Annotated in this window: 11 protein-coding genes; 9 read left to right on the forward strand and 2 right to left on the reverse strand. The window is 66.5% G+C overall.

Annotation, left to right across the window (positions count from 1 at the left end):
• Nucleotides 1-152: 152 nt before the first annotated feature.
• The gene (locus GRC12_RS20290) at nt 153-722 is read right to left on the reverse strand and encodes a nuclear transport factor 2 family protein (RefSeq protein WP_208780725.1); all 570 of its coding nucleotides are present in this window, start codon (nt 720-722) and stop codon (nt 153-155) included.
• Nucleotides 723-817: 95 nt separating this feature from the next.
• Between GRC12_RS20290 and GRC12_RS20295 the strand changes: the two genes are divergently transcribed.
• The 3 genes from GRC12_RS20295 (at nt 818) to GRC12_RS20300 (ending at nt 2249) form a co-directional block, all read left to right on the forward strand.
• Nucleotides 818-1255: a winged helix-turn-helix transcriptional regulator gene (locus GRC12_RS20295; RefSeq protein WP_208780726.1), complete on the forward strand. Its 438-nt coding sequence runs from the start codon at nt 818-820 to the stop codon at nt 1253-1255.
• Nucleotides 1256-1387: 132 nt separating this feature from the next.
• Nucleotides 1388-1591 carry an alpha/beta fold hydrolase gene (locus GRC12_RS46950; protein WP_368861495.1) on the forward strand — a complete coding sequence of 68 codons (204 nt, stop codon included), beginning with the start codon at nt 1388-1390 and terminating at the stop codon, nt 1589-1591.
• Nucleotides 1592-2084: 493 nt separating this feature from the next.
• Nucleotides 2085-2249: a hypothetical protein gene (locus tag GRC12_RS20300; RefSeq protein WP_208780727.1), complete on the forward strand. Its 165-nt coding sequence runs from the start codon at nt 2085-2087 to the stop codon at nt 2247-2249.
• 100 nt (nt 2250-2349) lie between these two features.
• Here GRC12_RS20300 and GRC12_RS20305 read toward each other — a convergent pair whose 3' ends face one another.
• Nucleotides 2350-3141: a nuclear transport factor 2 family protein gene (locus GRC12_RS20305; protein WP_244373401.1), complete on the reverse strand. Its 792-nt coding sequence runs from the start codon at nt 3139-3141 to the stop codon at nt 2350-2352.
• A gap of 1041 nt (nt 3142-4182) precedes the next feature.
• Between GRC12_RS20305 and GRC12_RS20310 the strand changes: the two genes are divergently transcribed.
• From GRC12_RS20310 to GRC12_RS20335, 6 genes are all read left to right on the forward strand, one after another.
• Nucleotides 4183-5958 (forward strand): CocE/NonD family hydrolase, encoded by a 1776-nt coding sequence (locus GRC12_RS20310; protein ID WP_208780728.1) that lies wholly within the window; start codon nt 4183-4185, stop codon nt 5956-5958.
• 110 nt (nt 5959-6068) lie between these two features.
• The gene (locus GRC12_RS20315; protein ID WP_208780729.1) at nt 6069-6845 is read left to right on the forward strand and encodes a crotonase/enoyl-CoA hydratase family protein; all 777 of its coding nucleotides are present in this window, start codon (nt 6069-6071) and stop codon (nt 6843-6845) included.
• 31 nt (nt 6846-6876) lie between these two features.
• A complete protein-coding gene (locus GRC12_RS20320; protein WP_208780730.1) occupies nt 6877-7743 on the forward strand; it encodes an SDR family NAD(P)-dependent oxidoreductase in 867 nt (288 codons plus the stop codon).
• A 95-nt stretch (nt 7744-7838) separates the two neighbouring features.
• On the forward strand, nt 7839-9710 hold the full coding sequence (locus GRC12_RS20325) for a class I adenylate-forming enzyme family protein (RefSeq protein ID WP_208780731.1): 1872 nt from the start codon (nt 7839-7841) through the stop codon (nt 9708-9710).
• A 25-nt stretch (nt 9711-9735) separates the two neighbouring features.
• Complete coding sequence (locus tag GRC12_RS20330) at nt 9736-10824, forward strand: thiolase family protein (RefSeq protein WP_208780732.1); 1089 nt, start codon at nt 9736-9738, stop codon at nt 10822-10824.
• Nucleotides 10825-11029: 205 nt separating this feature from the next.
• Nucleotides 11030-12254: NF041680 family putative transposase (locus tag GRC12_RS20335; protein WP_244373403.1), on the forward strand; the 1225-nt coding region annotated here is incomplete at its 3' end.

A 12254-nucleotide genomic window follows, 5' to 3' on the forward strand; every position in this document is an offset into this window, starting at 1 on the left:
ACAGGTCAAACAACTCGCCCAAATCGGCCACCGCATTCTGCACGACATCGGCCCCGGCGGCCAGCGCCGAGACCCCTCGCGCTGTCCAAGCGTCCATCCACAGACGCGGCTTCCCGGCTGCGGCGACGCCGCAGCGCTCCCGGTCGGGGTGCTCAGCGTGGAAAACATGTCGTTGCCGCTGACGGTGCCCTCCGGAACGTTCTGCACGACGTCCCAGTGCTCGGCGATCTCTCGTCCTGGACCCGGAAGATGTCGACGACTGCCTGGCCCTCGGTGCCCGGATCCGACACGCTGTGGGAGTGCAGAAGGACCAGGTCGCCTTCGGCGATGGCCCGCTCGACCATGAGGTGCAACTCCGGGCGGTCGGCTCGAAGACTCGCGACGTCCTGGCCTAGCGCTTCGGCGCCGTCAGGGGAGTTCGGGTCGTGCTGGATGTAGTCCGGCCGCACGAACCTGTCGATCACGGCGAGGTTGCCGTGGTTGGACAGCGGGTCGAAGAAGTGGACCACCACGGCCTTGTTCGCCGCGGCCTCATGGTCGCCGACGTGCGCCGAGGCGGCGGGGACCGATCGGGCGAGGCGAACGCTGCGGTCTCGACCCCGCCCGACAGCACACCGGCCATGGCCCTGACGGCCAGAATCCGTCCGGCTCTTCGGGCACGGCTCGCTGCAATGAGCATGGCTGAGGCTCGCTTTCGTGAAGAGATCCCTGGGGCGGTCCATCGGCTCAAGCCGGGCCGGGCAAGGGGGGCACAGTTACCTCTTGTGCGTAACCCCATGATGAGTGACCATCGAGAAAGACGTAAGGAGGCACTTTCATGTCAGCCACGAACAGCGGTGTGCCCGTGCGCGACCGCCTCGACAAGGACTGCCCCATCCGTGAAGTGCTCGACCGGGTCGGCGACAAATGGAGCAGCCTCATCGTCGTGCGGCTCGGGCAGCGCACCCACCGGTTCAACGAACTGCATCGCGAGATCGACGGGATCAGCCAGCGGATGCTGACCCTGACCCTGCGCCAACTGGTTCGCGACGGACTGGTCAGCCGCACGGCCTACGCCACCGTGCCACTGCGCGTCGACTACGAACTCACCGAACTGGGCCGCACCTTGCTCGCCCCGATCACAGCACTGCACGAATGGGCCGTGGCCCACCGCGACGACATCCGCCAAGCCCGCGCCGACCACGACGAGGCGGGGGCCGCGGGGCTCGGCTCCCGTGGCGGCGCTGGCCTGATCGAGGCCACGCCCGACGGATGACGTCGCCGGGAAGGGACGAACCTCCGCCCGGATCCGGTCATTCGCGTAATGCCGCAGCCGCCTGGCGCTCTCTACCGTCGATCCCCTCACCGCCGTAACAGCGTGCCGTGACGATGAGCAGAAGGCGGCACCATGAGCATATTCGTCCTCCTCCATGGCGCCTGGCACGGCGGCTGGGACTGGCAGCGCGTGGCGCCCGCCCTGCGCACAGTCGGGCATGAGGTGTATTCACCCACTCTCACGGGCCTTCAGCGACCGCGCTCACCCCCGTACGGCCGCTGGACCGGCTCGGTGTCACGGAGAAGGCCGACATCGACTGGCTCGTACCTCGGCTGACCCGCCACCCCTGGCTCACCGGGATTCCTCCGTGGATACCCCCGCCTTCAGGCGGGGGAGGAAGCGGACTCCTGCGGCGCAGGGCAGGCAAAGCCGATGCGCCGCCAGGGCGGATCGGCGTTCACCGCCAACCAGCCGCAGGTAAGTGGTAGTTTGTGTGGCGTCTGGTCGGCGATAACCAAGCTGGCTGGGCCTACCGCCGGGCTGGCGGGATGTCAGGTCAGTGGAGCCGGCGTAAGACTGCTGGGCGTACCCACGTCCCTTGCCGTTAGTTCGGGGCAGCTGCTGTCTGAGAAGCAGAAAGCTCAACCCGCCAGGGAAGAATCTCCCGGCTTCAGCTGGGGGAGAAGTCAAGGCGAAGAAGCATCACCTGGGTGCGGAGGCGTGGGACTCCCCGGAAGGCGAGATCCGCGAACTGGCCAAGCCGCTCGAGCAACTGATCATTGACGAGTTCCCAGGCTTCTCGCCCCAACCGTTCAGCACCCGCCAGTGGATGGACGTCCGCCTGCGGCACACCCTGCTCGGCCAGCCCCTGGTCCAGAAGTACGCCGGACTCATCCGCGGCCTCGGCGACGACGCCCTCGCCCTGGCCGACTCCTTCGCGCTGGAGCAGTGCGTCAAGCGGGACTGGCTGCTGGACGCATTCGCGAACGGATGACCGACGGCAGGTGAGGACGCCGGTCCACACAGCGGCGCGTGCCGTCCCCGCTCGAAGGGGCTGGGGACAGCGCCCGTGACTGGAAACCGCGGTTGTGCGGTCAGAACATGGTGTTGTCGTTGGCTGAGGTCTCCGGGACCGCCTGCACGGCGTCCCAGTGTTCGACGATCTTGCCTTCGCGGACACGGAAGAACTCGATGCAAGCGAAACCGCGGTCTGCCGGCTTGAGCTTGAGGTGGTGGTGGACGGCGACGTAGTCGCCCTCGGCGATGACCCGCTTGACGTCGATGCTCACCTCCGGGTTCCCGGCGAACAGCCCGGTGAACAGCTCCGTGGCGGCAGCGACACCGTCGGCGTGCTGCGGGTTGTGCTCAATGAACGAGTCGACGGCGTACCGCTCAAACACGGTCGGATCCTTCTCGACGGCCAGCCCGTGGAACACCGCCGTCACGACCTTCTTGCTCTCCGCGGTGTCCGCGTCCGGGTCGGGATGGCTGACGGCCGGCTCGCTGATCGTGGTGAACAGGTCGTGCCCGCCCACGACCGTCCCCGGGACCTCCTGGATGACGTCCCAGTGCTCGACGATCTTGCCGTCCTCGACCCGGTAGATGTCGACGACCACGCTGGGGGTGGCTCCCGGTGCCGGCGCGGACTCGGTGTGCAGCAGGACCAAGTCGTCTTCGGCCAGGACCCGGTGGGTGGTCTTCGTCCGCTCAGGGAAGGTCTCCCTGAAGAAGGTGATGAAATTCTTGATCCCCTCGGGCCCGTCGACCCCCTGCGGGTTGTGGTTGATGTAGGTGGTGCCGACGAGCTCGTCGATCACCTCCTTGTTCCCGTGGCTGAACAGCTCTTCATAGAAACGCGTGACAATCTTCTTGTTCTCAGCAGACATGATCACGGCTCACTTTCCATGGTTACGCCTTGTGCGTAACCTGATCATCAGTTACTGCTGGGCGGGACGGAAGAAGGCACTTTCATGTGAGCCACGCACATGGATGTGCCAACACAGCCGGCGCCGATCCGGCCGAGGCTGGATGGGCGCCGGGACCGGAGACTGGCCAATGTTCGTTGCCGGCCCTCAGCCAGCCGATGTACTCGGCGACGGCACGTTCCGTGTCGTGTTCCAGCTTGAAGCCGGTGTCTTCAGGCAGCCTGCTGATGTCCAGCCATGAGCCGCCGCTCGCGGAGGCCTGGCCCCGGCCCTCCGGGAGTTCGAAACGGAACCTCGAGAACTGCTGCGGTGATCGCCTCCACGATTTCCCGGTTGGTGGTCATCGATCTGAACCGATGTTGTAGACGCGATGGTTGAGCCGCTCGGCAGCCTGCCGTGATCCAGCTCCCTGCTCGTCGCCGCGGTGTGGACGAGCTGCGGCGCTGGAGCGAACGGCAACTCGGGCAGGCCAAGCGGACCCCAGGTCACGCCGATCCGCATCGCGTATAGCTCGATTCCGCTGGCCGGTGCGAGAGTCGAGATGGGAAGCTCGTTGATCTTCTTCGACATCGTGATGTCCTGAGATGCGGTCAGCGGAAGCGCATGGGACTCGTGCAGCGCGCCCTCCGCGCGACCGCGCCGGGCCCGGACGGCACCGTTGTCGCGCTCGGCCACTGCACCGGCCGGTCCTTCCCGTCGCGGGCAGATGAGGGCCGGGCGCGGTCGGCGCATGCCCTCGCGGCGCGGCCGCTTCCCGTCCTCCGGGAAGGCCGCGATCAGCCTTCGGTGAGTCGTGCTGCTGAGCGGTACCTGGGCAGGGCCGTCTCCAACTGAAATGCTGTTGAAATTCTTTCGATGGGAGGATCCAAGCAGGACGAGCGGCGATTCGTTCATCGAGATCGGCGATACGACAGTTCGCCGATCGAATGTCGCGATTTGCGCCGCAGGGTAGCAGCGGTACCTTCCGATGCGAAATTTCTTCTTCTGGAAAGTGAGGACGTCATGGACAAGTTCATCGCGGAACTGGGTCTGAACGTCGCCTTCAGGAAATCAACCCCGTTGTCCGAATCGAAGCCTCCCCTTCCGGAGCCCGCGCCTGGGACGATCAAACTGGAAAAAGGAAGTGTCAACGCCGAAGGGGCGTATCCACTTCCCTGTGATATTCTGCTGCAGCGGGACGTGAGCATTCCGATGCGTGACGGAAATCAGCTGCTCGCTGACATCTACCGACCCGTAGACGTGGAAAGCGTTCCGGCCATCGTGGCTTATACGCAGTACAGCAAGCGTGGCGGCTATTGGAACGAGGAGTATGCGCCTGCGAGGAACATACTGCGCGTGCCGGCCAGCTATTTCTCAGGGCTGGATTCGTTCGAAGCCCCGGATCCGGGATACTGGTGCGAACACGGATACGCTGTCGTCGTCATCGACGCCGCCGGCACGGGCTACTCCGGGGGAGATGCCAAGTTTCAGGGCACCGCCGTCGGACGCGACGTCTACGACGCCATCGAGTGGATCGCCGAGCAGGACTGGTCAACCGGCAAGATCGGGATGAACGGCAACTCGTACCTGGCCGCGAATCAGTGGGGGGTGGCGGCGCTGCAGCCGCCGCACCTCACGGCTATCGCTCCCTGGGAGGGGCTCAGCGACTTCTACCGGAATAATCTCTTCCGTGGCGGAATCCGAGAGAACGGGCCTTTCTGGAACGATATCCACTCACACCTTCACGGTCAGGGCCTGGAAGAGGACACCGTTCACGAGAATGGCGACCGCTTCCCTCTCTTCAACGCGTACTGGGCCGACAAGGTAGCGGATCTTTCGAGCATCTCGATTCCGGCTTATGTGGTCGCGAGCTGGAGCAACGCCATACACACGCATGGCACGATCCAGGCGTTCCGGGAGATAAGTTCCGAGCACAAGTGGCTTCGGGTCCACAACAACATTGAGTGGATAGACATCTCGGACCCGGACAGCCAAGCCGATCTGCGCAAGTTCTTCGACCACTACCTCAAGGGCGTCGACAACGGATGGGAGAAGACACCACCTGTCCGTCTGTCCGTTCTCGATCCGGGCGGCGCCGACGTGGTGGGCCGCGCCGAGCAGGAGTGGCCCCTGGCGAGGCAGCAGTGGCGCACACTCAAACTGGACGCCGCCACCGGCGCCTTGACGGACGGCGAGGTCGAACAGGAACACGTGGCCGCTTACGACAGCGAGGACCGCGATGCTTCGGTGAAGTTCTCGTTCGTCGCCACCGAGGAAATCGAGGTCACCGGATATCTCAACCTCCATCTCTGGGTTGAGGCAGCGGACGCTCAGGACATGGACCTTTTCGCCGCCCTCTACAAGGAGAACGCCGACGGAAAGCGGATGCACCACCTCTCGGTCCGCGATCCCGCAGTCCGGTCGTTCATCAAGTCCCAGGAAAAGGACGGGAAACTGCCGGGGCCGATCAGCTACGCCGGGCCGACCGGCCGACTGCGCGTTTCCCACCGCGCTCTCGACCCGGTCCGTTCCACGCCTGCCGAGCCCTTCCTCACTCATGAGAAGGAGGAACTCCTCGAACCGGGAAGTGTTGTACCGGTCGAGCTCTCGCTCTGGCCGACCTCGATGGTCGTACACGCCGGCGAACGACTTGTCGTGGAGATCGCGGGGCACCCGGTCGGACCGGTGAACCCGAACGGATTCGCCAATCCCAATATGCCCACGCGCAATCGTGGCGAGCACCGCATTCACACCGGAGGTTCGTTCGACTCCCATCTTCTGCTGCCGGTGGTGCCCTGACAGACCCGGGACCGGGCCGGTCAGCCGCCCGGCCCGTCCCGAGCAGTCAACCCTGCCGGAACACTTGGCGGCACGCCTTGTCCCGCCGCCCCGTACAAGAGGGAATCCGCATGGACGACGCAGTCCCCCGCTTGCTCACAGAGCGGCCGAAGCCGCACATCGTGGTTATCACCATCAACCGCTTCGAGCGTAGAAACGCCTTCGACCGCGCCACCGCCCTGGCGATGGAGGAGGCGATCGATACGTTCGAACAGGACCCGGATCTTCGGGTAGCGGTCATCACCGGCGCAGGCGGGACATTCTGCGCCGGCCAGGATCTGATCGCCGCAGTCGACGGCGACCTCGCGCTCTCCGACCGCCGCGGCGGCTTCGGCATCATCACCGAAAGACCGAACAAGCCGGTGATCGCGGCCGTCGAGGGGTACGCCCTCGCGGGAGGCCTGGAACTATGCCTTGCCTGCGACCTGATCGTCGCCTCGAGTGACGCCGTCCTGGGCATACCCGAGGCTGCGAAAGCGCTGGTAGCGATCGGAGGCGGCCTCCTGCGCCTGCCCAAGCGCATCCCGTACCACCTGGCGATGGAGCTCGCGCTCACCGGGGACCACTGGCCGGCCACCGAGTTCCACCGGCTCGGACTGATCAATCGGCTCACCCCACCCGGCCAGGCGCTCAGTGCCGCGCTGGAACTGGCCGAGCGCGTCGCTGCCAGCGGGCCGGCCGCGGTCCGGGCCAGCGTCCAAGTGGTGCGGCGCGCCTACGACTGGCCCGAACCGCAGGCCTGGGAGCTACAGGACGAGCTCGTGAAACCGGCCCTCGAGGCCGAGGACAGAAATGAAGGGCTGCTCGCATTCGCTGAGAAGCGCCAGCCCATCTGGACAGGACGCTGACATGCAGTTTCCTCCCACACTCACCTCACGCATGCTCGAAGGGCAGGTCGCCGTCGTTACGGGCGCCGCCCAAGGCATCGGCCGCGCCGCTGCCGAGGCGCTCGCCGCCAACGGAGCGCAGGTCTGTCTCGCGGATGTCGACGACGCGCTGGTGAAGGAGGCGACAGCCGGCCTTGAGGGACCTGCCACCGCCTTCGCCGGAGACCTGGTGGACCCGGCCGTGCCCGACAGGCTCGTTGCCCATGCCGTGCAGACCTTCGGGCGGCTCGACATCGTCGTGAACGCCGCCGGCTTCTACTGGGATGCGGTCGTCCACAAGATGACCGACGAGCAGTTCCAGTCGATGCTCGACATCCACGTTGTCGCCCCTTTCCGCATCTGCCGCGCTGCGGCTCCCCACCTGCGCGAACCGGCCAAGCGCGAGGCGGAGCAGGGCATCGAGCGCTTCCGCAAGATCGTCAACGTGGCGGCGATCGCCGCCAGCTTCGGTCTTGCCGGCGCGGCCAACTACGCCGCAGGCAAGGGCGCACTCGTGGCATTCACCAAGTCGCTCGCCGCCGAGTGGGGCCCACTGAAGATCAACGCCAATGCGGTTGCCTACGGTGCCGTCCAGACCCGCTTCGGAGCGCCGCGATCGGCTGAGTACACAGTCAAGAGCGGCGGCCGCGAGATCCCGCTGGGGATCGCGGACAAGACGCGCGAGAAGGCTGGCCTGTCCACACGCCACGATCCCGAGACGATGTACCAGGCGCGGCCTCACCAGGGCAACCTCATCGGTCGCACCGGCACCGTTCAGGAGGCGGCGGACACCATATTGTGGCTCGCCTCCCCGCTGTCGAACTATGTCACCGGCCAGGTGATCACCGTCAGTGGAGGAGAACGCGGCGGTCTGGCTTAGGCAGTCCGTCCCTCGCCACCAGCCGCGCCGCATAGCGCCCCCACCTTTAGGTAGTGCCGATCCTTGGACCTCGCCCATGACAAGAGGGAACAATCATGGCAGCACCTTCAGGCCGCCCACCGTTCGCACCGGACGACCTTTCCACCGTTCTGGCGATCGAAGACGATCGCACGATGAACTACGCCGAGTGGGAAGACCAGGCCAACCGCCTCGCCTCCGCACTCGCCGCCCAGGGCGTACACGACGGCGACACCATCGCGGTTCGCCTGCACGTCCGCCTCGAATGGCTGGTGGTCTCACTGGCCCTGGCCAAGCTCGACGCCATCATGGTGGCCGTCAATTACCGGTCCACCGCACGAGAAGCACGCCACATCCTCACCGACTGTGGAGTGCGCGCGCTCATCCTCGACGACGCTGAACCCGACGTCTTCGCCACCGAGTTCGATGACCTGGGGCTGCTCGCAGTCGTGGCGGTCACAGAGAAGACTGAGCCGGGAATCCTCCGCTACAGCGATTTGATTGCCCAAGGAGCGTCAGACCCGAGGCCGGCAGACGACTTGGCTCGCATGGTGATCTACACCTCCGGCACCACCGGCGCGCCGAAGGGCGTGCTGCGTGACCTCAGGTCGCTTTCACCAGCCCGGGGCCACAAGCTGGCGGAGTACGCTCGGTCCCTCACCCACGACGGGGCGGCCGGCGGACCAGGCAGCCGTTCCTTGGTGAGCCTTCCATTCCACCACTCGATGGGCCCGCACGCACTGAGGACCGCGCTGTCCACAGGCGGAGTCGCGATTCTGCAGAGGCGATTCGATGCCGAGCACGCCCTGGCCTTGACCGAGCAACACGGCATCACCGACTGGACCATGGTGCCGACAATGCTCCAGCGCATTCTCAGCCTGCACCCGGAAACTCGCACGCGCTACGACCTGAGCACCCTCAAGTGCGTCGAGTTGGGCGGCGCACCGGCAGGCCCGGAACTCACCCGACGGTTCATACGGTTCGTCGGCCATGATTGCCTCTACTCCGGATACGGTCTGTCGGAGGCCGGCATGGTGTCGGGCGCCGCGCCATCCGATCAGCGGAACAAGCCGGGAACGTGCGGCAGGCCCTTCAAGCACGTCGACGTGAGAATCGTCGATGAAAGTGACAACAGCCTTCCTGCGGGGGAGGACGGCGAGATCCTCGTCCGCACCCCGCTGGTGATCGACGGATACATCGGCCGAGGCCCACTCGGACCCGACAAGGTCACACCGGACGGCTTCTACCGCACCGGCGACGTGGGCCACCTCGACCAGGACGGCTACCTCTACATCGTTGACCGCAAGACCGACATGATCATCGCGGGCGGCGCCAACATTTACCCCGCCGAGATTGAGGCCGTTTTGGAGCAGCATCCGGCAGTCTCGGTGGCGGCTGTCATCGGAGTCCCGCACCCGGATCTGGGAGAACAGCCCGAGGCATACGTCGAGCTCGCATCCCACGCGACGGCCACCCCGCAAGAGATCCTCGCGTTCTGCGACGGGAAGCTGGCCAAGTACAAGTGGCCACGACACATCCACGTCCTCGACGCCATGCCCGCCAGCACCCACGAAAAGGTCCTCAAGACCGAACTTCGGGCCCGATGGAAGGCAGAGCAGGCCGCAGGGTCCGGCCTTTCCGAAGAGTGGGACGCGAACGAGTCCCCGGATACGCTGCCCGGGTCCCGCGACAGCCTCACCGGCGAACTCTATGTACCCGCACGCCGCTTCGCCGCCGACGGCTCGCTGCGTGAATGCCGCACAGAGGACGTTCTGGCCCAGGGAACGCTGGTGGCGGCGACACACCACGAGGGTGTTACTCATGGCCTGATTGACCTGGACGCCGGCTGCCGCATCCACGCGATCCTCTCCCCGGAAGGCCTTGAGGTGGGTGCTCATTACGTGGGGCACAGCCGCAACGGAAAGGTCGTCTTCAGCCATGGCCAGTAAAACTGTCCACGTCGTCGGGACCGGAATGGTCCCCTTCACCCACTACGGACCCGACGCGGGCGTCGCGCCCGCAGTCGACGCGGCAGTCGCCGCCCTCCGCGACGCCGACGCGACCTTCGCAGACATCGAAGCCTTTTACGGGGGCGCCGCGCACCCGCTCAGCCCCCGCGCCCCCCAGATCGCGCAGCAGCTCGGACTGACGGGCGCTGCGGTCCAGCACATAACCAACGCGTCTGCCACTGGTCTCGCCGCTGTCCATGAAGCCGCCCACGCCATCGAAGCCGGAGCCGCGGACGTCGTCTTGGTCGTCGGCTACGACATCCCGCAACACCACCTCGCCACTGAGCAACTGATTGTCGCAGAGAACGGGGTCGCCCCGGTCGTCTCCTTCGCCCTGGTGACACAGCTGCGCATGGCCGCCTCCGGCACCAGCAACTGGCACTTGGCCGCAGTCGCGGCGAAGAACTGGAATTACGCGCGCAGCAACCCCTTCGCTGCACGGCGAGCCAGTGCACAGGTCACCCCCGAGCGCGTCCTGGCCAGCAAAGTCGTCGCGGAACCGCTCACCACCATGATGTGCACCTCTTGGACGGAGGGTGCCGCCGCGGTCGTCCTGTGCTCGAAGCGCGCGCTGAGCCGGTTCACCCGACACCGGCCGGTTCGCCTTGCAGGGAGCGTTCTGCGGTCCGCAGCAGCGGGGATCGAGGGATCGATGCTCGGAACAGCTGAACTTACCCGCGCCACGGCACGCTCCGCGTATGAGCTGTCCGGCATCGAACCCCGGGACGTCGACATCGTGCAGGTGCACGACGCGTTCTCGATCGAGGAGATCCAGAACTACGAGTTGCTCGGATTCAGTGAACCCGGGGAGACCGAGAAGCTCATCGAGGCGGGCGCCTTTGGGCCGGGCTCGCGCCACCTCCACGGCAAGCCCGAGTTCTCCACCGACGGCGGCCTGATCGCACGCGGACACCCCGGAGGGCCGACCGGCGTCGCCCAGATCTGGGAGACCGTCCGGCAACTGCGGGAACCCGACGGCGCCCGCATCGGTCTGTGCCACCTGATCGGCACCGGCGCGGTCAGCGTCGCCCAGCTATATGAACGAGCCGGCTGACCTCCCGCGCGGCAGGCAGGATTGGCAGGATTACGGCCGCTCGCTGCGGTCCGCTCTGTGCGCGGGGCCTATCCGCTTAGCTTGGCGTTTAACCTCGCGGGTCACTCGTCCTGCTGACCTGCGGTTCTTCACGGGACAGCGGAGGCGGCCGTTCTCCACGCTTCGAGATGTCGAGTCACAAAGCACGAGAGAACGGCCGCTGCCCATGAGTCTGCCTGTCGGTGTGCCCGGAATCGAGGCGTTGGGTCTGTTGTCCCGCTTTCGGGTCGAGTTCTACGAGTGTCTCTACAAGCGGGCGGACGCGCTCTTCGAGCTCACCGATGCGGTGCTGTGCGTGGACGGGCCGGTGAAGACCCTGGTCGAGCTCTCCTTGGCGGTCGAGCACCGGCGCGGGCACGGTGCGCTGTACGCGGCCCTGGACCGTGGCTGGCTGGAGCCGACACGGTTGCGCCGCGCGCTGGCGGGCCTGCCGCTGCCGAAGGCGGCCGACGGGCGGATCGTGCTCGCCGTGGACGTGTCGCACTGGCTGCGACCCGACGCTCCCACCAGCGGCGACCGGCTCTTCTGTCATGTCTATGGACGCGGCGACCGCAGCTCGGACCAGCTGGTGCCCGGTTGGCCCTACTCCTTCGTCGCGGCCCTGGAGTCCGGCCGCACCTCCTGGGTCGCTCTCCTGGACGCGGTTCGCCTGGGCCCGACCGACGACGCCACGACCGTCACGGCCGTCCAACTCCACGACGTCGTCAGGCGGTTGACGAGTGCAGGCCACTGGAGGCCGGGCGATCCGGACATCCTGATCGTGATGGACTCCGGCTACGACGTCGCCTACCTGACCCACGCTCTCGCCGACCTGCCCGTCGTACTGGTCGGGCGCCTGCGCTCGGACCGGGTCATGCTCCGCGACCCCGGCCCCGCCCGGTCAGGTCCCCGGGGCGGGCGACCCCGCCGGCATGGCGGCGTCCTCACGTTCAAGAAGCCCGACAGCTGGCACGAGCCCGACGTCACGACCGCCACGGACACCACCCGCTACGGCACAGCCACCGCGACGGCCTGGGACCGGATGCACCCCCGGCTCACTCACCGCGGCCCCTGGCTGAACCACGCCAAGGAAGAACTCCCCATCCTGCACGGCACGTTGATCCGCCTGAAGGTCGAGCGCCTGCCCGGGGACCGTGACCCGAAACCGGTCTGGCTGTGGTGCTCGGCCACCGCCGCCGCACCGGCGGACGTGGACCGCTGGTGGCAGTCCTTCCTCCGCCGCTTCGACCTGGAGCACACCTTCCGGCTCATGAAACAGACGCTGGGCTGGACCGCCCCGAGGGTCAGGAACCCCGACACGGCCGACCTGTGGACCTGGCTGATCATCGCCGCCCACACCCAACTCCGCCTCGCCCGCCCCCTCGCCGAAGACCTCCGTCGCCCATGGGAAC

The organism is Streptomyces griseorubiginosus (genome assembly GCF_017614965.1).
Lineage (GTDB): Bacteria > Actinomycetota > Actinomycetes > Streptomycetales > Streptomycetaceae > Streptomyces > Streptomyces griseorubiginosus_B.